18 protein-coding genes are annotated in these 20,208 nt (G+C 73.9%); 12 read left to right on the plus strand and 6 right to left on the minus strand.

Translation table 11 applies throughout. The features are described 5' to 3' along the window. Positions 1–122 precede the first annotated feature (122 nt). From OG276_RS28780 to OG276_RS28790, 3 genes are all read left to right on the plus strand, one after another. A complete protein-coding gene (locus OG276_RS28780; RefSeq protein ID WP_266909592.1) occupies positions 123–1,490 on the plus strand; it encodes a lytic murein transglycosylase in 1,368 nt (455 codons plus the stop codon). Between the two features lie 271 nt (positions 1,491–1,761). Beyond that, positions 1,762–1,902, plus strand: a complete 141-nt coding sequence (locus OG276_RS28785) for an SPW_0924 family protein (protein WP_243338278.1) — start codon at positions 1,762–1,764, stop codon at positions 1,900–1,902. Positions 1,903–1,916: 14 nt separating this feature from the next. Then, entirely contained in the window at positions 1,917–2,894 is a 978-nt protein-coding gene (locus tag OG276_RS28790) for a DUF3068 domain-containing protein (RefSeq protein WP_266909593.1), read from the plus strand. On the opposite strand, the gene hrpB is transcribed toward OG276_RS28790, so the two are convergent. Further along, positions 2,884–5,391 (minus strand): ATP-dependent helicase HrpB, encoded by a 2,508-nt coding sequence (hrpB, locus tag OG276_RS28795; RefSeq protein WP_266913192.1) that lies wholly within the window; start codon positions 5,389–5,391, stop codon positions 2,884–2,886. The two genes, OG276_RS28790 and hrpB, sit on opposite strands and share 11 nt — an antisense overlap. A gap of 19 nt (positions 5,392–5,410) precedes the next feature. Continuing rightward, positions 5,411–6,259 (minus strand): class I SAM-dependent methyltransferase, encoded by an 849-nt coding sequence (locus OG276_RS28800; RefSeq protein ID WP_266909594.1) that lies wholly within the window; start codon positions 6,257–6,259, stop codon positions 5,411–5,413. Between the two features lie 358 nt (positions 6,260–6,617). Here OG276_RS28800 and rpsA point away from each other — a divergent pair, with 358 nt between their 5' ends. The 5 genes from rpsA (at position 6,618) to OG276_RS28825 (ending at position 11,212) form a co-directional block, all read left to right on the plus strand. Then, the gene (gene rpsA, locus OG276_RS28805; RefSeq protein ID WP_266876946.1) at positions 6,618–8,135 is read left to right on the plus strand and encodes a 30S ribosomal protein S1; all 1,518 of its coding nucleotides are present in this window, start codon (positions 6,618–6,620) and stop codon (positions 8,133–8,135) included. Positions 8,136–8,316: 181 nt separating this feature from the next. Then, entirely contained in the window at positions 8,317–9,255 is a 939-nt protein-coding gene (locus tag OG276_RS28810; protein ID WP_266909595.1) for a PAC2 family protein, read from the plus strand. A gap of 61 nt (positions 9,256–9,316) precedes the next feature. Continuing rightward, a complete protein-coding gene (coaE, locus tag OG276_RS28815) occupies positions 9,317–9,928 on the plus strand; it encodes a dephospho-CoA kinase (protein ID WP_266909596.1) in 612 nt (203 codons plus the stop codon). Between the two features lie 110 nt (positions 9,929–10,038). Continuing rightward, on the plus strand, positions 10,039–10,758 hold the full coding sequence (locus OG276_RS28820; protein WP_266909597.1) for an alpha/beta hydrolase: 720 nt from the start codon (positions 10,039–10,041) through the stop codon (positions 10,756–10,758). 58 nt (positions 10,759–10,816) lie between these two features. Continuing rightward, positions 10,817–11,212: a tetratricopeptide repeat protein gene (locus OG276_RS28825; RefSeq protein WP_266909598.1), complete on the plus strand. Its 396-nt coding sequence runs from the start codon at positions 10,817–10,819 to the stop codon at positions 11,210–11,212. Positions 11,213–11,239: 27 nt separating this feature from the next. Here the strand turns inward: OG276_RS28825 and OG276_RS28830 are convergent, their stop codons facing one another. Further along, complete coding sequence (locus tag OG276_RS28830; RefSeq protein WP_266913194.1) at positions 11,240–11,497, minus strand: DUF6343 family protein; 258 nt, start codon at positions 11,495–11,497, stop codon at positions 11,240–11,242. A gap of 76 nt (positions 11,498–11,573) precedes the next feature. After that, positions 11,574–12,230 (minus strand): hypothetical protein, encoded by a 657-nt coding sequence (locus OG276_RS28835; protein WP_266909599.1) that lies wholly within the window; start codon positions 12,228–12,230, stop codon positions 11,574–11,576. A gap of 147 nt (positions 12,231–12,377) precedes the next feature. On the opposite strand from OG276_RS28835, the gene OG276_RS28840 reads away from it, so the two are divergent. The 3 genes from OG276_RS28840 (at position 12,378) to OG276_RS28850 (ending at position 18,040) form a co-directional block, all read left to right on the plus strand. Next, the gene (locus OG276_RS28840; protein WP_266909600.1) at positions 12,378–13,739 is read left to right on the plus strand and encodes a helix-turn-helix transcriptional regulator; all 1,362 of its coding nucleotides are present in this window, start codon (positions 12,378–12,380) and stop codon (positions 13,737–13,739) included. Positions 13,740–13,958: 219 nt separating this feature from the next. Continuing rightward, complete coding sequence (locus OG276_RS28845; protein ID WP_266909601.1) at positions 13,959–16,835, plus strand: DEAD/DEAH box helicase; 2,877 nt, start codon at positions 13,959–13,961, stop codon at positions 16,833–16,835. Next, a complete protein-coding gene (locus OG276_RS28850; protein WP_323182370.1) occupies positions 16,832–18,040 on the plus strand; it encodes an SWIM zinc finger family protein in 1,209 nt (402 codons plus the stop codon). The genes OG276_RS28845 and OG276_RS28850 overlap by 4 nt, the downstream gene beginning before the upstream one ends. Here the strand turns inward: OG276_RS28850 and OG276_RS28855 are convergent. Next, the gene (locus OG276_RS28855; protein ID WP_266909602.1) at positions 18,021–18,566 is read right to left on the minus strand and encodes a hypothetical protein; all 546 of its coding nucleotides are present in this window, start codon (positions 18,564–18,566) and stop codon (positions 18,021–18,023) included. The two genes, OG276_RS28850 and OG276_RS28855, sit on opposite strands and share 20 nt — an antisense overlap. A 163-nt stretch (positions 18,567–18,729) precedes the next feature. Here OG276_RS28855 and OG276_RS40860 point away from each other — a divergent pair, with 163 nt between their 5' ends. After that, complete coding sequence (locus tag OG276_RS40860; protein WP_323182371.1) at positions 18,730–19,425, plus strand: chaplin; 696 nt, start codon at positions 18,730–18,732, stop codon at positions 19,423–19,425. On the opposite strand, the gene OG276_RS28870 is transcribed toward OG276_RS40860, so the two are convergent. Further along, positions 19,418–20,092 carry a DUF2293 domain-containing protein gene (locus OG276_RS28870; RefSeq protein WP_266909603.1) on the minus strand — a complete coding sequence of 225 codons (675 nt, stop codon included), beginning with the start codon at positions 20,090–20,092 and terminating at the stop codon, positions 19,418–19,420. The genes OG276_RS40860 and OG276_RS28870 overlap by 8 nt on opposite strands. Positions 20,093–20,208: the final 116 nt, after the last annotated feature.

Raw genomic sequence — 20,208 nt, forward strand, 5'->3', positions numbered from 1 at the left:
GTCCAGTATGGGTGGCCTGCGGAACTCATGAGGAAATCGTGAAATCCCGCTCACGATGCGTGCCCTGTTCAGCGAGTTGACGTAGGGTCACGCGGACGTCGAGGGGGAGGGGGGTCCGGCTCATGACGGCTCGGATTCGAATACCGGCAGGCGCGTCCGCGGGGATACCGGCGCGCTTCGGCCGGGTGGTGCGCAAGAGCGGGGCCGCCGTGCTCCTCTCCGCTCTCGTGGCCGGCGTGCTGACCGCCTCGCAGGGACCGCTCGCGGTCGGTGCCGACGCGTCCGCGGTCGCGGAACCCGCGCCCGCCCCCGAGGACTCCGCCGGGGACGGCTCCTACTTCACCGCGCTGCCGCCGCTGGTGAGCCCCGAGCCGCCGGCCGTGCTGCTGCCCGAGGGCGGGGCGACGCCGCCGCCCGTGGCGCAGGCCGCCGCGGATCCGGGGGCGCGGGGCGGGCCCGTGGCCATGGGCGGGGCCGAGGGCGCGCAGGGCATACCGGCGAGCGTGCTCGCCGCGTACCGGGGCGCGGAGCAGGCGGTCGGCAGGAACGACCCCGGATGCGGACTGCGCTGGCAGCTCCTCGCGGCCATCGGCAAGGTCGAGTCCGGGCAGGCGCGCGGCGGCCAGGTCGACGCCTCCGGTACGACGCTGCGGCCGATCCGGGGGCCCGTGCTCGACGGCAACGGCTTCGCGAACATCTCCGACACCGACGGCGGAGCCTACGACGGTGACTCCCGCTACGACCGTGCGGTCGGGCCGATGCAGTTCATCCCGTCCACGTGGGCCTCGTGGGGCCAGGACGCCAACGGCGACGGCCGGCGCGACCCCAACAACGTGCACGACGCCGCGCTCGCGGCGGGCCGTTACCTGTGCGCCGGTACGCGTGACCTGCGGGTGGACGCGGATCTGGACCGGGCCGTGCTGTCGTACAACCACTCCTCGGCGTACCTGCGGACGGTGCGGTCCTGGTTCACGTACTACCTGAAGGGCACGCACGAGATCCCGGACGGCCGTGGCGGCGGCAGTGGGACCGGTGGCGGCGGCGACCCGGTGGTCACACCTCCGAAGCCGGGCCCGGATCCGATTCGGACACCGAAGCCGAAGCCCACGCCGTCGCCGAAGCCGACCCCTTCGCCCACGCCTACGCCGAAGCCGACGCCTACTCCTTCGCCCACGCCGACGCCTACCCCGAGTCCGACGCCCACTCCGACTCCGAGTCCGACCCCGACCCCGACCCCGACTCCGAGTCCGACGCCCACACCGACGCCGAGCCCGACTCCCACGCCGAGCCCCACGCCTTCACCGACACCGACCCCGACTCCCAGTCCGACTCCGACTCCGACTCCGAGTCCCAAGCCCACCCCGTCGCCGACGCCCGAGCCCTCTCCGAAGCCCACCGCTTCGGTCTCCCCGTCGCCGAAGCCCAAGCCGTCGCCCAAGCCCTCACCGTCCGCGTCCGCCGCCACTCCGGCGCCCACGCCGACCCGCTGACGCGCACCGGAGCCCCGCCCCTGAGCAGGGGCGGGGCTCCGGCACGACCCCGCACCGCCTGGACCGAGGTGCGGGGTCGCGCCATGGGGGGCCCCGCCCCGTCCCGCTCCCTCGGGGTGGAACGGGCGACCTCGTGTCCGCTCCGCCACCGCCCCGACACGGGTCGCCGCGAGGTCCCCGCGCGAGCAGTGGCGCAAACGGTTCTCATCTGTCACCCGCATTGCTACGGTGCCACCGCCCTGACACCCCATCAGATTCCGGAGGCCCCGGCATGCGCGCATTCGTCGCCGCCGCCAGCGGTCTCGTCCTCGCGGTGCTCCTCGTCTTCGCCATCACGGCGACGGGGGCGCCGGAAGGCAAGACCTCACCGAAGCCCCTGCTCACCACCGCGCCCGCCGCGCCCGGAAAGTAGAGGAGGGCCCGGCCATGCGACGCAGAGCAAGCCTCGTCCTGCTAGCCGTAGCCGTGTTCTGTGCAGCCCTCGCACCACTGCTGCGCTGGTACGCGTACCCCAGACTCGCCAAGATCCCGCCGAGCCAGTACCAGGAGATGGTGCTGGAGGCGAAGGACGCGACCCTCATCGACTACGCCACCATGCAGCCCAAGAAGGTCGACAAGGTCACCATCGTCCAGACCCTCAAGGGAAACGTCGAGGCGTCGCGGGAGATCGAGGCCAGCGCCGGCAAGGACGTCGTGGTCTGGGACACGCTGACCCACATCATGGGCCCGGACGGGAAGATGGTCTCCCAGATACCGGAGCGCTACATCTTCGACGCGCACAGCCAGGACCCGGTGCACGCCACCGGCGAGGCGGTGGACGGGGACCCGGTCAAGCGCGAGGGCATCGAGTTCAAGTGGCCGTTCTTCACCGAGCCGCGCGACTACCTCTACTTCGACCAGCAGACCCGCACCTCCTCGCCCATCCACTACGTGGGTCCGCGCACGTTCAAGGGCGTCGACGTCTACTACTTCGAGCAGACCGTGCCGTGGACGAAGGTCGGGCTGCCGAAGAAGATGCCGTTCGATGGCATCGACCCGGCGACGTTCGAGCAGAGCACCGGAACCAGCCTCTGGTACACGACCAAGGCGAAGTTCTGGGTCGACCCGGTGACCGGGGCTCCCGTCAACGCCGAGCAGGAGATCCAGCAGGAGATGCGCGGCGGGACCATCGCGGGCAGCGCGCCCGAGGGGAAGCTCACCGTCTTCGCCGGGCACGTGAAGATCCGCGAGGACTACAGCGACTACACCGTCGACCTGGTCAAGTCGAACCGGGTCATGGTCCTGGCCCTGCACACGTACGCCCCGATCGGGCTGGCGGCCGGCGGGCTCGCGCTCTTCGCGCTCGCCCTGCTGCTGGAGGCGCGCAGTCGGCGCCCCGAGCGCGAGGGGCCGCTCAGCGCTTGAGCCGGGCGTTGGTGTGCCGGGTGGGTTCGGCGGTCGCCGGATCCTCGGGCCACGGGTGCTTGGGGTAGCGGCCGCGGAGCTCGGCACGGACCGCGCGGTAGCCGCCCTGCCAGAAGGAAGCCAGGTCGGCGGTGACCGCGGCGGGCCGGCCGGCGGGCGACAGGAGATGGACGAGTACGGGAACCCCCGCGACCCGGGGGGTCTCGGCCAGCCCGAACAGTTCCTGGAGCTTGACCGCCAGTACGGGCTGTCCGTGCTCGGCGGCGTAGTCGACGCGGATCCGCGACCCGCTGGGCACCTCGATCCGCTCGGGGGCCAGCTCGTCGAGCCGGGCGGCCTCCCCGGTGGCCCAGGGGAGCAGCCGGTTCAGCGCCTGGCCCGCGTCGATCCGCGCGAGGTCGCCGCGGCGGCGGGCCCGCGACAGCTCGGGCTCCAGCCAGTCGTCGGCCCGCTCCAGCAGCTCACCGTCGTCCGCTACGTCGGGCCACGGCGGGCCGAGCGTGCGGTGCAGGAAGCCGAGCCGGGCCCGCAGCGCCTGCGAGTCAGGTGTCCAGCGCAGCAGGCCGAGCCCGTCGGTGCGCAGCCCGTCGAGCAGGGCGTCCCTGACGAGGTCCCGGTCGGGGGTGCGCAGGGGCCGTGCGGCGAGCTCGATGGCGCCGAGCCGTTCCACGGAGCGGGCGACGAGGTCGCCGTCCTCCCAGTGGACCTCCTCGCCGGAGCGGAAGAGGTGGCCGGCGGCGGCGCGGGCGGTCTCCTCGTCGATGAGGGCTCCGAGCCGGACGCGGGCGGACGCCGAGTGCGGGGGCCTGTCGGCGACGGCCACGGCCAGCCAGGGCGCGTTGCGCAGCGCTGACCCCTCCGCGAGTTCGGCCCCGGTTCCGGAGGCCATGAGGAAGGCCCCCTGGCCCTTGGCCTTGGCGACCCGCTCCGGGAACGCGAGCGCGGCGACGAGCCCGGCGGCGGTGTCGTCGGGGAGGGAATGCCCCGCAGGGCCGCCTTCCGACGCCGCGCGCTCCAGGCGGCGGGCCTCCGTGCGCCAGCGGGGGGCGTAGCCGTCGCCACCAGCGCGGGCACGCCGCCAGGCCGCGGCCAGGTCGTCCCCGTACTCCCGCGGCGGCTCCTCGCTCAGCAGGGCCACCAGTTCCGACGCCCGCCGGGCCCCCAGCGCGGCGGAGCCGTCGAGGAGGGCCCGGGCGAGGCGCGGGTGCAGGCCGAGCCGGGCCATCCGCAGCCCCCGGGGCGTCGGCCGGCCCGCCGGGGACACCGCGCCCACCGCGAGCAGCACCTCGCGCGCCGCGGCCATCGCTCCGGCCGGCGGCGGATCGAGCAGGGCCAGACCGGTCGCGTCCGGGTCGCCCCAACAGGCGGCCTGGAGGGCGAACTGCGCGAGGTCCGCGATCCGGATCTCGGGGGAGGGGTACGCGGGCAGCCGCCCGTCCTCCGCTTCGGCCCAGCAGCGGTACACCGTGCCCGGGGCCTCGCGCCCGGCCCGGCCCGCGCGCTGGCGGCCGGCCGCGCGGGACGCCCGTACGGTGGCCAGCGCGCCCAGGCCCCGGGCGTGGTCGACCCGGGGTTCGCGGGCCAGCCCCGAGTCCACGACGATCCGTACGCCGGGCACGGTCAGGCTGGACTCCGCGACGGCGGTGGACAGGATGACGCGGCGGTGCGGCGCGGGGGACAGCGCCGCGTCCTGGACGGAGGCCGGAGCGCGGCCGTGTATCTGGAGGACCTCCGCGTCGACGGCGCCGAGCTGCCCGGCGACCCGGGCGATCTCACCGACGCCGGGCAGGAAGCACAGGACGTCGCCGGAACGTTCCGCCAGCGCTCGCCGCACCACCGAGGCCACGTGCGTCAGCTGCGCGGGATCCACCCGCATCCCGTGCGGCGGCCGCACCGGGCGGGCCGGCGGGGCCCACACGGTCTCCACGGGGTAGGAGACCCCGGCGGCTTCCACGACGGGGGCGTCCCCCAGGACGCGGGCCCAGCCGGCCGCGTCGGTGGTCGCCGAGGCCGCGAGGATCCGCAGCTCCGGGCGCAGGGTCTCGCGTACGTCCAGGAGGAAGGCGGCGACCGTGTCGGCGTCCAGGTGCCGCTCGTGGCACTCGTCCAGGATGACCAGGTCGGTGCCGGACAGCTCCTGGTCCCGCTGGAGCCGCTGGAGCAGCACCCCGGTGGTGACCACCTCGATCACGCTGGACGGCCCGACCACCCGCTCGCCGCGCACCGTGAAGCCCACGGAGGCGCCGACCTGCTCGCCGAGCAGCCAGGCCATCCGGCGGGCCGCCGCGCGGGCGGCGATCCGGCGGGGTTCGGCGACCACGATCCGGCGGCGCGGCCCGTCCCCCACCAGCCCCGCCAGCACCAGCGGCACCAGCGTGGTCTTGCCGGTCCCGGGCGGGGCACAGAGCACGGCCGCGCCGTGGGCGTCGAGCGCCGAGACGAGGGCGGGCACGGCTTCCCGTACGGGAAGGGAGTCGAGGTCGGCCCTGCGGATCACGCGCTGTCCCGTCACCGGCTCAGTCCCGCTCGCACACGAAGATCGCCGTACCGGGGATGAGGTTGCCGCGCAGCGGGGACCAGCCGCCCCACTCCTGGCTGTTCCACACGGGCCACTCCGGCTCGACCAGGTCGACGAGGCGGAAGCCGCCCGCGACCACGTCCCGTACCCGGTCGCCGATCGTGCGGTGGTGCTCCACATATACGGCGCGGCCCTGCTCGTCCTGCTCGACGTACGGGGTGCGGTCGAAGTAGGAGGCGGAGACGGACAGCCCCTCGGGGCCCGGCTCGTCGGGGAAGGCCCAGCGGACGGGATGGGTGACGGAGAAGACCCAGCGGCCGCCGGGGCGCAGGACGCGGCGCACCTCGCGCATGACGTTCACGGGGTCGGCGACGAAGGGGACGGCCCCGTAGGCGGAGCAGGCGAGGTCGAAGGAGCCGTCGCGGAAGGGGAGGCGGCCGGCGTCGGCTTCGACCAGGGGGACGTCGTCGCCGATCCGCAGGGCGTGCTGGAGCTGGCGGTGGGAGAGGTCCAGGGCGACGGGGCGGGCGCCCTGGGCGGCCAGCCAGCGCGAGCACTGGGCGGCGCCGGCGCCGATCTCCAGGACGTCCTTGCCCTTGAGGGAGGCGGCGGGGCCGAGGAGGGCCGCTTCCGCCTCGTCCAGGCCCTCGGGTCCCCAGACGAACCGGTCGTCGCCGAGGAACGCGCCGTGCTCGCTCTGGTACTCGTCGGCGTTGCGGTCCCACCAGCCGCGGCTGGCGCGGCTGCTCTCCGCTTCCCCTGCGTCACGCCGCGTGGCCTCGGAGTCGTCCTCGGCGGCCGATCCGGCTTCGTACGCTTCTTCGGGGGCGTAGTCCTCTTGGTTCATGGGGCCCGTCGTCGTAGTCTGCGAATGTCTGCGGAAAGCGGGCTGGAAGGGCCATCGGCGCCTGCCCGCCCGCCAATTGTGCCGGTTGTGCGGTGATCTGCCCGGGGTGTGCGCCTTCGCGCATTGACCCTGTCCGGCTGCCCCCGTATGCTACAAGTTGCGCTGCGAGCCTGTGCTCCTCAGACCTAGCAGGCTGCGCTTGTATCTGTTGATGTCCCCTCGGTTTTCGAGGCCCCCACCCCGCACTTCGCGGAACTGGGGCTTCCTTGGCTGTCCGGCTTCTTCGGCAGATGCCGATAAGGGCTCCCGGCGTAGCAGTACCTACGACTTTCTGTCCGTAACCGGAGCCCTTACCCACATGACGAGCAGCACCGAGACCACCGCCACCACCCCGCAGGTTGCGGTCAACGACATCGGTGACGAGGCCGCGTTCCTCGCCGCGATCGACGAGACGATCAAGTACTTCAACGACGGCGACATCGTCGACGGCGTCATCGTGAAGGTCGACCGTGACGAGGTTCTCCTCGACATCGGTTACAAGACCGAGGGCGTCATCCCGAGCCGCGAGCTCTCGATCAAGCACGATGTCGACCCGAACGAGGTCGTCAAGGTCGGCGACGAGATCGAGGCACTTGTTCTCCAGAAGGAGGACAAGGAAGGCCGTCTCATCCTGTCCAAGAAGCGCGCGCAGTACGAGCGCGCCTGGGGCACGATCGAGAAGATCAAGGAAGAAGACGGCATCGTCACCGGTACCGTCATCGAGGTCGTCAAGGGTGGTCTCATCCTCGACATCGGCCTCCGCGGCTTCCTGCCGGCCTCCCTCGTCGAGATGCGTCGCGTCCGCGACCTCCAGCCCTACGTGGGCAAGGAGCTCGAGGCGAAGATCATCGAGCTGGACAAGAACCGCAACAACGTGGTCCTGTCCCGCCGTGCCTGGCTTGAGCAGACCCAGTCCGAGGTTCGCCAGACGTTCCTCACCACCCTGCAGAAGGGTCAGGTCCGCTCCGGCGTCGTTTCCTCGATCGTCAACTTCGGTGCCTTCGTGGACCTGGGTGGCGTCGACGGTCTCGTCCACGTCTCCGAGCTGTCCTGGAAGCACATCGACCACCCGTCCGAGGTTGTCGAGGTCGGCCAGGAAGTCACCGTCGAGGTCCTCGACGTCGACATGGACCGCGAGCGTGTCTCCCTGTCGCTGAAGGCGACGCAGGAAGACCCGTGGCAGCAGTTCGCCCGGACGCACCAGATCGGTCAGGTCGTCCCGGGTAAGGTCACCAAGCTGGTTCCGTTCGGTGCGTTCGTCCGCGTGGACGAGGGCATCGAGGGCCTGGTCCACATCTCCGAGCTGGCCGAGCGCCACGTGGAGATCCCGGAGCAGGTCGTCCAGGTCAACGACGAGATCTTCGTCAAGGTCATCGACATCGACCTTGAGCGTCGCCGGATCTCGCTGTCGCTGAAGCAGGCCAACGAGTCCTTCGGTGCCGACCCGGCGTCGGTCGAGTTCGACCCGACCCTGTACGGCATGGCCGCGTCTTACGACGACCAGGGGAACTACATCTACCCCGAGGGCTTCGACCCCGAGACCAACGACTGGCTCGAGGGCTTCGACAAGCAGCGCGAAGCCTGGGAGGGCCAGTACGCCGAGGCGCAGCAGCGCTTCGAGCAGCACCAGGCTCAGGTCATCAAGAGCCGCGAGGCCGACGAGGCCGCCGCTGCCGAGGGTGCGGCCGCTCCGGCCGCGGGCAGCAGCAGCAGCGCCGGTGCGGGCATCTCGGGTGGTTCGTACTCCTCCGAGGGTGCGGACGAGACCTCTGGCGCCCTGGCGTCCGACGAGGCCCTCGCCGCGCTCCGCGAGAAGCTGGCCGGCGGCCAGAGCTGATCGCAGCAGCACGGCGTGAGCCGAGCTGATCTTCACCGGTAAGGCCCGTCCCCTCAGGGGGGCGGGCCTTACCGCTTTGTGTGGCCGGGCCGGGCGATCTCGTGAATGCCGTCAACTGGGGAATGGTCGCGGCTCCTTGGACGTTCTTGCCAGAGAACGCGGCGGAGGAGGAGTGGTGGCGGTGCTTGATCCACAGGGTTTGTACGAATGGGACGCCAAGGGCCTGGCGGTGGCCGACCTGGCGCTTGCCCAGGACTCGGCCGGGCTGGTCATGCTCTACCACTTCGAGGGGTACATAGACGCGGGTGAAACCGGCGAGCAGATCGTCGAGCGGCTGCTCGACACGCTGCCCCACCAGGTCGTGGCCCGGTTCGACGCGGACCGTCTGGTGGACTACCGGGCGCGCCGTCCGCTGCTGACGTTCCAGCGCGACCACTGGACGGAGTTCGAGGAGCCCCTGCTGGAGGTGCGCCTCGTCCAGGACGCCACAGGCGCGCCCTTCCTGCTGCTGTCGGGCCCCGAGCCCGACGTGGAGTGGGAGCGCTTCTGCGTCGCCGTCCGGCAGATCGTCGAGCGCCTGGGCGTGCGGCTCTCCGTCAACTTCCACGGCATCCCCATGGGCGTCCCGCACACCCGGCCCGTCGGGATCACCCCGCACGGCAACCGGACCGACCTCATGCCGGGACACCGCAGCCCCTTCGACGAGGCCCAGGTCCCCGGCAGCGCCGAGTCGCTGGTCGAGTTCCGCCTCGGTCAGGCCGGGCACGACGTGCTGGGCGTCGCCGCCCACGTACCGCACTACGTGGCGCGCTCCCCGTATCCCGACGCCGCGCTGACCGCCCTGGAGGCGATCACCGCCGCGACGGGGCTGGTCCTGCCGTCGGTCGCGCACGCGCTGCGCACCGAGGCGCACCGCACGCAGACGGAGATCGACCGGCAGATCCGGGAGGGCGACGAGGAACTGGTCAGCCTGGTGCAGGGGCTGGAGCACCAGTACGACGCGGCGGCGGGCGCCGAGACCCGGGGCAACATGATCGCGGAGCCCGCGGAGATCCCGTCGGCGGACGAGATCGGCCTGGAGTTCGAGCGGTTCCTGGCGGAGCGCGAGGGCGAGGGCTGAGGAAGCGCCTCGGGCCGGGGGTCTGTACGGGCCCCCGGGGGCGCGGGCTAGTCTGCCCGGCATGTTGAAAGTTGGCCTGACAGGCGGAATCGGCGCCGGCAAGAGCGAGGTCTCGCGGCTGCTGGCGGGGTACGGGGCGGTCGTCGTGGACGCCGACCGGATCGCGCGGGAGGTCGTGGAGCCGGGTACGCCCGGGCTCGCGGCGGTGGTGGAGGCCTTCGGGGAGTCCGTACTGGGACCGGAGGGCGGGCTGGACCGGCCCAAGCTGGGGTCCATCGTGTTCGCCGATCCGGCGAAGCTGAAGATCCTCAACGGGATCGTGCACCCGCTGGTCGGGGCCCGGTCCGCCGAGCTGGAGGCGGCCGCGGGGCCCGACGCGATCGTGGTGCACGACGTACCGCTGCTCGCGGAGAACGGGCTCGCTCCGCTGTACGACCTGGTCGTCGTCGTGGACGCGGCGCCCGCCACCCAGCTCGCCCGGCTCACGGGGCTGCGGGGCATGGAGGAGTCGGAGGCCCGGGCCCGGATGGCCGCGCAGGCCACGCGGGAACAGCGGCTGGCCGTGGCCACGCTCGTGATCGACAACGACGGGCCGCTGGAGGCGCTGGAGCCGCAGGTGCGCAAGGTGTGGGAGGACCTCACGGCGCGGGCGGCGGGCGAGGGCGGGGCGTGACGGGGGCTGCGTGACGGGGGCTGTGCGGCGAGGGCGTGCGTGACCGGGGCCGAGTGACGGGGCTGCGTGATCGGGGTGCACCGCGAGGGCCGTGTGGGGGTGCGCCGCGCATGCCGGTCAACCCGTCTATCGCGGCCGTACTCGCCCAGGTCGACGCGCACCCCGCCCCCCGGGTCATCGACAACGAGGCCGAGGTGCTGCGCGAGGTGAGCCGCCGGATGGGCGCCGGCTTCGCGCTGCCGGAGCCGATCGAGGTCGGCTCGGTGGAGGGCGGCGCCGTTCCCGGACCCGCCGGGCGGATGCCCGTCCGCGTCTACCGGCCCGCAGGCGGCGGACCCGTTCCCACGGTGGTCTTCTTCCACGGCGGCGGCCGGCTCACCGGTGACCTCGACACCCATGACGACGTCGCCCGGCGGATGTGCCGCGAGGTGAACGCCGCGGTCGTGGCCGTCGGCTACCGGCCGGCCCCCGAGCACCCCTTCCCCGCCGCTTACGACGACTGCCCCGCCGCCGCCCACCACGTCGCCGACCACATCGACGGCTTCGGTGGCCGCCGCGACCGCTTCGCCGACGTCCTGGAACTCCAGCACCTCTACACGGGCGACGACCCCGCCGTACGCGCCTCCTTCCGGGTCTCCCCGCTGCGCGCCGGGAAACTCACCGGCCTCGCCCCCGCGGTCATCGGGACCGCCCAGTACGACCCCCTGCGCGACGAGGGCGCCCGTACCTACGAGGGGCTGATCCACACCTTCCTCGACCTCTTTCCCGTCTCCCCGGCCGCCGACGCCGCGGTCACTGAGCCGTACGCCCGGCTCAAGCGGCTCGGCTGACGGAATAGCGTGCGGTGCGCGGGGCGTTGAACGGGGCTGTAGAGGGAAGGAACAGACCGTGTCCGACACCACGCCGCAGCTCCCGCCGCCGCCTCGGTCCTCGTCGCCCGAGACGCACGTCATCGACTACCGGGCCGCGGAGCAGCTCCTCGCCGCGCGCGACCCGCGCGGTGCGGTGAAGCTGCTCGACTCGGTCATAGCCGCCCACCCGGAGAACACGGCGGCCCGGCTGCTGCGCGCCCGGGCCTTCTTCGCCGCCGCCCAATTGCGGCCGGCGGAGCTGGAGTTCGAGATCGTGCTGGAGCGGGAGCCGGACAACGCCTTCGCCCACTTCGCGCTGGCCCGCACCCACGAGCGCGCCGGCCGGCCGGACCAGGCCCGCAAGCACTTCCGCCTCGCGGCCGCCCTGGACCCCCAGCCGGACTACCTGGCGGCGGCCCGCTTCGAGAAGTAGCCGGTCTGATCGGCAAGACACCAGGCCCTAGTGGCCCGGCGGCTCGTACGGAGGGATGTCGCGGCCCGGCTGGTAGTGCGGGCCCTGGCGGATGCGGCGGAGCACCACGGCCAGGTCCACGGCCGCGAGTACGGCGACGGCGGCGCAGGCCGCGGCCCACCCGGGCCGGGCGGCGAGCGAGAACGCCGCCGCTCCGGCACCGGACCAGATCAGCCCCCACAGGCTCAGCCAGAAGCGCAGCCGCAGCGCGCTGCGGGCGGTCACCGGCTCGTTTCCGGTGCGCATGGCCATCGCCGCCTCGGCGTCGTCGCCCACCCCGGCTTCCCCGTCCCTTCCATGGTCCCACCGGGGGCGCCGCGCGTCAGGGGTTGAGCTTGTTCACGGCCCTGACGGTCGTCTTCTTGAAGGCGGGGACGGGTGCGTGGGACAGGTTCCCCATCTCTCCCCACTGCACGACCGTCACGGTGGTGCCGTCGCGCCCGATGCCGAACATGTGCACGCCGGGCTCGGATTCCGGGATGGAGGTGTGCACCCCGTAGACGTGCGCGCCCTCCTCGACGGTGAGCTTCCCGTAGTCCTGCCAGGAGGCCGTACCGCCCGGGGTCTTGCGCAGCCAGTCGGCGGCGCATGCCGCCACCTTGCGCTCCAGGGCCGCCTTGAGGTTGATGGCCGCCGTGGTGGAGGACGTGCGTACGGACACCTGTACCGCGCCCGTGTCGAACTCGGTGCCGAAGTCGCGGTACCAGCTCCCGGTGGCAGGGAGCACGCCGTCCAGGCAGAACGGCGCGAACTCGGGCAGCCCCTTGGTGATCTTCCCGGCGTACCAGGGGGAGGTGGGGTGCGGGGGCAGGTCGGTGCCGGCCAGGAAGCCGGGCGCGGTGACGGCGGCCGTGGAGGTGGTGGAGGCGGTGAGGACGAGGGCGGTGGCGGCGGCCGCGGTGGCCGCGAGGACGGCGGTGGTCCGGGCGGGCCGGAAGGTCCGGGCGGGCCGGGTGGATCGGGCGGTGCGTCGGAACATGGTCGGTTCTCCCCGTGTGGTCCGTGATGGTGCGGCGGTGTCTGTGGAGAAGGCTGTACCCCGGCCCGGGCCCACGCCGACGGATCGGGACGAAGTCGGGACGGTGGAACGGCCGTACGCACCGTCAGCTGCGGGAACATCCTTGGCATGGAACGGAACTCCGGGACGGGGAGATCGGCCGAGGCGCAGGCGTTCGCGCGGTCGATGAGGGAACTGAAGGAGCGGAGCGGGCGGAGCTACGGAGCCCTCGCGCGAGGGCTCCACACGAGCACGTCGACCTTGCACCGGTATTGCAGCGGTGAGGCACTGCCCGCGGAGTTCGTCGTGGTGGACCGCTTCGCGCGGGCCTGCGGGGCGACTCCGGCGGAGGCCGTGGAACTGCACCGGGCCTGGCTGCTGGCGGATGCGCGGCGGCGGGCGGTCTCGGTCGTGGAGGCGGTGGAGGCGGTGGAGGTCGTGGAGGCGGTAGAGGCGCCGCCCGTGGATGAGGGGGGCCGGGCGGACCCGGCGGCCGGCCTGGAGGCGGTGGCCGCGGAAGCCGATGTTCCGGGGGCGCCGGTGCCGAGCCGGTCCGGGCGCCGGCTGCGGCTGGCCGGGGCGGTGGCGGCCGCGGTCGTGGCCCTCGCGGTGAGCGTCTGGTGGCTTCCGCAGACGGGTCCGGACCACCGGACACCCCAGGCCGGACCGACGGCGCCGGCCGGGGCCACGGGTACGACGGCGACGGCCGGGCCGACGACGTCGGCGACCGGGCCGGGAGGCACCGGGCCCGCGGCGACGCCGACGCCGACGCAGACCGGCCCGGCGAAGGGCTCGACGGGCGCTTCGGCCGGCGCTTCGTCGGGCGTGACGGGAACGCCGGCCGGGCCCGCGGCGACGGGCGGTCCCTCGCCGGCCTCCCCGCCCCTGCGCGCGGCCGTACGGTCGCACGTGTGGGCGGCGGCCTGCGACCACGCGTACCTCGCCGAGCCGGCGCCCTCGGCGGTGCCCCCGCCCCCGGTGGAGGCGGACGCGCCCGCGTGGGCGGCGGGGCGCGGGGCCGTCCACGCGGGGACGCAGATCGTGGAGGTCACCCTGCTGGGCACGGGCCCGGGCGTGGTGGTCCTGGAGGACTTGGAGGTACGGGTGGCCGGGCGGCGGTCCCCGCTGCAGTGGAACGTCTACCAGATGTCGCAGGGCTGCGGCGGAGGGCTCACCCCGGCCGGGTTCACGGTCAACCTGGACGCACCGCGCCCACTGGCCCGGCCGGTGGCCGGCAACAACGAGGGGGAGGCGATCGCGGCACCCGCCTTCCCGCTCCGGGTCTCGGCCACCGAACCGGCCGTCCTGCGGGTGGTGGCGAGCAGCAGCGGCTGCGACTGCGACTGGTACCTGGACCTGCGCTGGAGCGGCCCCACCGGCTCCGGCACCCTCCGCCTCGACGAGGACGGGCGGCCCTGGCGCATCTCCGCCGTCTCCTCGGACCGACCGGTCTACGGATACGCCCCCGAGCGGGGGCGCTGGGGCCGCTGAACGGCACCGCGGCCCGGGGCCAACCCCCGGCCCCCGCTCCTCGGACGCCGGAGGGCCGGATCCTCGCCGGCGTTCGAGGCGCGGGGTCCCGGGCTTCGGGAAACGTGCAGCTCAGCGGGATTGTCGGTGGGCCCGCCTAGACTCGGTGGCAGATGGGATTCGTCGGCCGCGAAGGTGACGGCGGACGTGGGGAGGGGGAGAGGGGGGAACATGATGGACATGCCGACGGCGTCGCGCGCGCCGGGGCAGTCGGGCGGGGCCGCTTCCGCCCTGCCGCGGCACGCGGCCGTGTTCCTTCCCGCCGCCGTGCCCCGCGAGAGCCGCATCGCGTTCTGGTCCCCCGACGGGGACGGCCTGCCCGCCGAAGGCGCCCCGGCCACGCTCCAGGTGGTCCGCCCCCACGGCGAGGGCATCCGTACCCGCACGGTGCCCGCCGTCACGCTGACGGTCACCGCCGCGCTGCCCGTGCTCGTCCGCGCGGTCCGCAGGCCCGCCACGCATCCCGCGACCCGGGCGTGGGGGACCGCCGCCGTCCAGGCGCTGTCCCTCGTCGCGCGGGGCCGGCTGCTGCCCGGGCTGACCCCCGAAGGCGTCGACGCCTGGCGGGTCGGGCCCCTCGACGCCGAGGACATCGCGCATCTGCGTGCGGTCGCCGCCGCCCTGCCTCCCGAGGGATACGCCACCCCGCTCGCCGGCCGCCGCCCGCTCCACCTGCCCGAACCGGAGGCGCTGGTCAGGGCGTTCCTCGACGCCGTCGCCGACAGCCTGCCCCGGACCCCCGCGGCGCCCTTCGCCGCGGGCCGGCCGTTCGCGGCCCGCGAGCCGCAGCAGGTCCCGGGGATAAGGGACTGGGCCGCGCAGGTCGCCTCGGGAGCGGACACCGGAGTCGGGATCTCGCTCCGCCTCGACCTGTCCTCCTTCCGCCTCTTCGACGAGGCCGAGACCGGGACGGAACCGGAGGAGGACGTGCGCCGCGCCGGGGCCGCCGTCGTCCAGGTGCACAGCCTCGCCGACCCGACCCTGGTCACGGACGCCTCGATGCTCTGGGCGGGCGCCGCCGCGGCCGGCTTCGGGCCCCGCGCCCGGATCGACGCCGTCCTCGCGCTGCGCCGGGCGGCCCGGGTCTGGCCGCCGCTGCTGCGGCTGCTGGACCAGCCGGTTCCCGATGTGCTGGCCCTGTCGGACCCCGAGCTCGAAGACCTGCTGGGCCGGGCCGCGACCCGGCTGGCGGAGGCCGGAGTCCTGGTCCACTGGCCGCGCGAGCTGGCTCGTACGCTGTCCGCGACCGCGGTCGTACGGTCCACCGCGCCCGGTTCCGCCACCGACGGCACCGCCTTCTTCGACGCCGAGCACCTCTTCGCCTTCTCCTGGGAGCTGGCGCTCGGCGGCGACCGGCTCACCCCGGGGGAGATGGACGCGCTCGCGCAGGCCCACCGGCCGGTCGTGCGGCTGCGCGACCAGTGGGTGCGGGTCGATCCGGAGCTGGTGCGCAAGGCCCGCAAGCGGGAGCTGGGCCTACTGGAGCCGGTGGACGCGCTGGCCGCCGCACTGACGGGGACGGTCGAGGTCGAGGTCGAGGGGGAGCCCGTGGCCGCGGTGCCGGTGGGGGCGCTGGCCGCCCTGCGGGACCGGCTGACCGGGGAGCTGGCCCCGCTGCCCCAGCCGGCCGGGCTCAAGGCCACTCTGCGCGACTACCAGGCCCGCGGTCTGGCCTGGCTCGACCTGATGACCTCGCTCGGACTCGGCGGCTGCCTCGCCGACGACATGGGCCTGGGCAAGACCGTCACCCTGATCGCGCTCCACCTGCACCGCGCCCGTCCCGAGCCGACCCTGGTGGTCTGCCCGGCCTCACTGCTCGGCAACTGGCAGCGGGAGATCGAGAGGTTCGCCCCCGGTACGCCGGTGCGCCGCTTCCACGGCGCCGGCCGCAGCCTCGACGGGCTGGAAGGCCAAGGCGGCGGGGGATTCGTCCTCACCACCTACGGAACCATGCGCGCGGGAGCGGCCCGGCTGGCCGAACAGTCCTGGGGCATGGTCGTCGCGGACGAGGCCCAGCACGTCAAGAACCCGCACTCGGCGACCGCGAAGGCGCTGCGCACGATCCCGGCGCCCGCGCGGGTGGCGCTGACCGGCACCCCCGTGGAGAACAACCTCTCCGAGCTGTGGGCGCTCCTCGACTGGACCACGCCCGGACTGCTCGGCCCGCTCACCGCGTTCCGGGCCCGGCACGCCCGGCCCGTGGAGCACCAGACGGAGGAGGACGGGGGCAACGAGGCGGCGGTCGCCCGACTGGCCGCGCTGGTCCGGCCGTTCCTGCTGCGGCGCAAGAAGTCCGATCCGGGGATCGCCCCCGAACTGCCGCCGAAGACGGAGACCGACCACCCCGTGTCCCTCACCCGCGAGCAGGCTTCCCTCTACCAAGCGGCGGTGGACGAGGCGATGGCCGTGATCGGCGCGAGCGAGGGCATCGAGCGGCGCGGCATGATCATGAAGCTGCTGGCCTCGCTCAAGCAGATCTGCAACCACCCCGCGCAGTTCTTGAAGGAGGACCAGCCCCGGATCGCGCACCGTTCCGGGAAGCTGGCCCTCCTCGACGAGCTGCTCGACACGATCCTGGCCGAGGGCGGATCCGTGCTGGTCTTCACGCAGTACGTGACGATGGCCCGGCTCATCGAGCGCCATCTGACGGCGCGCGGGATCTCCCACCAACTGCTGCACGGGGGCACGCCCGTTCCGCGCCGCGAGGAGCTCGTGGACCGCTTCCAGGCGGGCGAGTTCCCGGTGTTTCTGCTCTCCCTCAAGGCCGCGGGCACCGGGCTCAACCTCACCCGCGCCGGCCACGTCATCCACTACGACCGCTGGTGGAACCCGGCCGTCGAGGAACAGGCCACCGACCGCGCCTACCGCATCGGCCAGACCCAGCCCGTCCAGGTCCACCGCATCATCGCGGAGGGCACCGTCGAGGACCGGATCGCCGAAATGCTGGAGGCGAAGCGGGCGCTGGCCGATGCCGTGCTCGGCTCCGGCGAGACGGCGCTGACCGAGCTCACCGACCGCGAGCTGGCCGACCTCGTCTCCCTGCGCAGGCCCGGATGATCACCGCGCGCGACGACCGCCGCCGCACCTTCGAGACCGTGCCGCCGGGGGTGGAGGCCGTCAGCTGGTGGGGCCGGGCCTGGGTGTCCGCCCTGGAGACGGTGGCCCGCGACGGAGCCCGCCTGACCCGGGGGCGGACGTACGCCGCCGAGGGCCACGTCGACGCCGTCACCATCACCCCGGGCCGGATCGTGGCCTACGTACGGGGCAGCCGGCCGCGGCCATACCGCACCGAGCTGTCCCTGCCCGCCTTCTCGGACACCGAGTGGAGCGAGCTGCTCGAATCGGTGGTCGCCGATCCGACGGCGCTGGCCGCGCTGCTGGAGCGGGAGGTCCCGGAGTCCCTCTCCGAGTCGGTCCTGCCCGGTGCGGGAGAGCTCGTGCCGCGCTGCTCCTGCCCCGACGTCGCCCGCCCGCCCTGCAAGCACGCCGCGGCCCTCTGCTACCGCGCGGCCCGGCTCCTGGACGCCGACCCCTTCGTCCTGCTCCTGCTGCGCGGCCGCGGGGAGCGGGAGCTGCTGGAGGAGCTCACCCGCCGCAACGCCGCCCACGCCGCACGTGAACAGCCCGATGAGACACCGGACTTCCCCGGCGTACCCGCCCGTGCCGCGCTGGTCCGCACCGTGCTGCCGCCACTGCCCGCTCCGCTGGCGGCGCCCTCCGCCGTCGGGATGCCGCCCGCGTATCCGGCCGACCCGGCGGCCCCGGACCCGCTCGCCCTGGACCAGCTCGCCGCGGACGCGGCCGCCCGCGCCCTGGCGCTGTTGCGCACCGCCGAGGATCCGATGGCCGGGCTGAGCCGCTGGCAGGACGCCGTCCGGCTGGCCTCGGCCCATCCCACCGCCGGGCTCACCGGCGCCGCCCGCGCCCTCTACCGCGAGCTGGCCCGCGCCACGGGACGCAGCACCACGGACCTGGCCCGGGGGGCGGCCGCCTGGAGGCAGGGCGGTCTGCCCGCCCTGCTCGCCCTCGAAGAGCCCTGGGACCCGCCGGCGGGCCCCTTCGACCGGGCCCGCCCGGCGCTCCTCGCCGCCGCCCAGGGCGCGTTCCGCCCCGACCGGAACCGGCTGACGGGCACCGGCCGGCAGCTCCGGCTCGGCCGGGACGCCCTCTGGTACTCCTACGAGAACCGCCTGGGCGACGACGACTGGTGGCCCACGGGCCGCCGCCCCTCGCCGGACCCGGTCACGGCCCTGCTGGGCTGAGCCCGGCCGCCCAGCGGTCGAGGGTGGTGAAGTCCTGCGGGCGCAGGCCGTGGCGGGGGTGGATGCGCAGGAGCAGGGCCGGGGCCGGGTGGTGGGCGGCGACCCAGGCGCGGTCCCGGGGCGTGATCAAGTCGTCGACCCAGGCGAAGGGGCGGCCGGCCGCCCATTCCACGAGCGGGCGGGTCTTCCAGAAGAGGCCGTCGGGGTCGCGGGTGAAGAGTTCCGGCCACTCGATGACAGGAAGATCAGCGGGTAGTCCGATGTGCGGGGAGATCAGTGTGTTGGCCTCGTGCGTCCAGGCGGTGGCCCAGGCGATTTCGTAGGGCAGGGCCAGCAGCCGGGCGCCGTGGGCCGGGTGCAGGCGCACCCGCAGGCCGCGCCTGGTGCTGCGGGATTCCGGTGCGCGGTAGGACAGCCAGATGCTCGGACGCATCCGGTGGCTGGTGTATCCGCGGAGACCCGCGAGGCGGGACCGGAAGGGGTTGAGGGGGCCGTCCACGTCGAGGAGGAGCAGTGGGCGAGTCATGAAGTAGGGATTACCCAGTACACGATGGAGTGAAATGCCTACCGGCGCTATAACCCGAATGGGGTTACGGCGTTGTTTCCGGTACGGGTGCAAGGCCCGTGGACCCTTCCGGAAGGCAGGAAATCTGATGCGTCACAGTCGTCGGAATGGCTTGATCGCGGCGGTGGTTGCGGGGGGTGGACTCGCGGTCGCGGGTGCGGGTGGCTTCGCCTACGCCGACGCGGAGGCGGGCGGGCAGGCCGTGCGTTCGCCGGGGGTGCTGTCGGGGAACCTGCTGCAACTGCCGGTGCACGCACCGGTGAACGTGTGCGGGAACACCGTGAGCGTGGTCGGCGTGCTCAACTCGGCGGCCGGGAACCGGTGCGTCAACGCGGACCAGGGCGGCGGGAAGCCCGGCAAGCCGGGCCATCCCGGGCCGGGGTCGTCCGGCCCCTCGCACCCCTCGAAACCCGGCGCCGGAAACGGTGCGGGGAACGGCGGCCAGAGCGGCCCCGGCCGGGGTGCAGTGGCAGAGGGGCGCGGAAAGGATTCTCCGGGGCTGCTGTCCGGCAACGGGCTCCAGCTCCCCGTCCAGGTGCCGGTCAACATCAGCGGCAACTCGGTGAGCGTCGTCGGCGTCGGCAACTCCTCCGTGGGCAACACCTCCGTCAACGGCATGCCCCCGGTCGTCGGCAAGCCCGTGCAGCCGCCCGTCCGGCCGCCCGTCGCCGTGCGGCCGGTCACCCCGCCGGCCCCGCCGCGCAACCACCCCTCCGCGCTCGCCCACACCGGGGCCGAGGACCTGGGATACCTGCTGTCCGGCGGCGGCGCCATGCTGCTCGGCGGAGTGCTGCTCTACCGCCGGTTCCGGCTCAACTAGCCTGCGCGGGCGCCTCGGAACCCGCCCGCCAGCCGTCCAGGATCGCGTCGATCCGGGGCGCCAGCCGGGCCCGGGCCGCGAACCGCGGCACGCCCCCCATCAGCAGGGCGTCGTATTCGGTGTCCAGGTGCCGTACGGCCGCCCGTACCGCCGCGTACACGGCCGGCGGGTCCAGGGCCCGGCCGGCCGCGCTGCGGCCCACCCGGCCGCTGCCGCGCACCGAGGCGTGCGCGGCGATGGCCCCGGCCCGGTCGGCCGGGCACCCGGGGAACAGGCGCAGGATCTCGGCGGCGAAGGCCGCCGTGAACCGGGTGTCCTCGGCCGCGCGGCGCAGCCGGTCGCGCTCCCGCCGGCGGGCCCGCGCCTCGGCGTCCGCGAGGCAGGCCCGCTCGGCGCGGGCCAGGGCCGCGTCCTCGACGAGGATGCCGAGGCGCTCGTAGCGGCGGCGGCGCCGGTGGAAGCGCAGGACGACCGCGGACAGGGAACTGGCCTCGTGGGCCCGGCGGGTGAGGGCCGTGTCGCCGCGCGGCACGTAGACGAGGTGTCCGAGGTCGGCGCAGTCCAGGCAACGGGGCACGCCGGCCTCGCGGACGAGACGGCGCAGGGGGCCCTGCCTGCACTCCGCGCAGTGGATCTGTTTCGTAGACTCGAAAACGACCAGGCTCATGCCGAACTGATACCGCCGTTCAGGCCGTATATCACCTTGTAAGTATGGGTACTTGCGGTTTCACAGAGTCTTCCCTGACCTCATGGTGTCCTCCTACCGTGAGTCGAGTGGGCCGC

It is taken from the genome of Streptomyces sp. NBC_00086, assembly GCF_026343255.1.
Taxonomy (GTDB): Bacteria; Actinomycetota; Actinomycetes; order Streptomycetales; family Streptomycetaceae; genus Streptomyces.

What these genes read in the sequence shown, in the direction of transcription:
- OG276_RS28780 (WP_266909592.1), top strand. Translation starts at nt 123, where the DNA reads ATGACGGCTCGGATTCGAATACCGGCAGGCGCGTCCGCGGGGATACCG.
- OG276_RS28785 (WP_243338278.1), top strand. Translation starts at nt 1,762, where the DNA reads ATGCGCGCATTCGTCGCCGCCGCCAGCGGTCTCGTCCTCGCGGTGCTC.
- OG276_RS28790 (WP_266909593.1), top strand. Translation starts at nt 1,917, where the DNA reads ATGCGACGCAGAGCAAGCCTCGTCCTGCTAGCCGTAGCCGTGTTCTGT.
- OG276_RS28800 (WP_266909594.1), bottom strand. Translation starts at nt 6,259, where the DNA reads ATGAACCAAGAGGACTACGCCCCCGAAGAAGCGTACGAAGCCGGATCG.
- rpsA (WP_266876946.1), top strand. Translation starts at nt 6,618, where the DNA reads ATGACGAGCAGCACCGAGACCACCGCCACCACCCCGCAGGTTGCGGTC.
- coaE (WP_266909596.1), top strand. Translation starts at nt 9,317, where the DNA reads ATGTTGAAAGTTGGCCTGACAGGCGGAATCGGCGCCGGCAAGAGCGAG.
- OG276_RS28820 (WP_266909597.1), top strand. Translation starts at nt 10,039, where the DNA reads ATGCCGGTCAACCCGTCTATCGCGGCCGTACTCGCCCAGGTCGACGCG.
- OG276_RS28830 (WP_266913194.1), bottom strand. Translation starts at nt 11,497, where the DNA reads ATGCGCACCGGAAACGAGCCGGTGACCGCCCGCAGCGCGCTGCGGCTG.
- OG276_RS28835 (WP_266909599.1), bottom strand. Translation starts at nt 12,230, where the DNA reads ATGTTCCGACGCACCGCCCGATCCACCCGGCCCGCCCGGACCTTCCGG.
- OG276_RS28840 (WP_266909600.1), top strand. Translation starts at nt 12,378, where the DNA reads ATGGAACGGAACTCCGGGACGGGGAGATCGGCCGAGGCGCAGGCGTTC.
- OG276_RS28845 (WP_266909601.1), top strand. Translation starts at nt 13,959, where the DNA reads ATGCCGACGGCGTCGCGCGCGCCGGGGCAGTCGGGCGGGGCCGCTTCC.
- OG276_RS28850 (WP_323182370.1), top strand. Translation starts at nt 16,832, where the DNA reads ATGATCACCGCGCGCGACGACCGCCGCCGCACCTTCGAGACCGTGCCG.
- OG276_RS28855 (WP_266909602.1), bottom strand. Translation starts at nt 18,566, where the DNA reads ATGACTCGCCCACTGCTCCTCCTCGACGTGGACGGCCCCCTCAACCCC.
- OG276_RS28870 (WP_266909603.1), bottom strand. Translation starts at nt 20,092, where the DNA reads ATGAGCCTGGTCGTTTTCGAGTCTACGAAACAGATCCACTGCGCGGAG.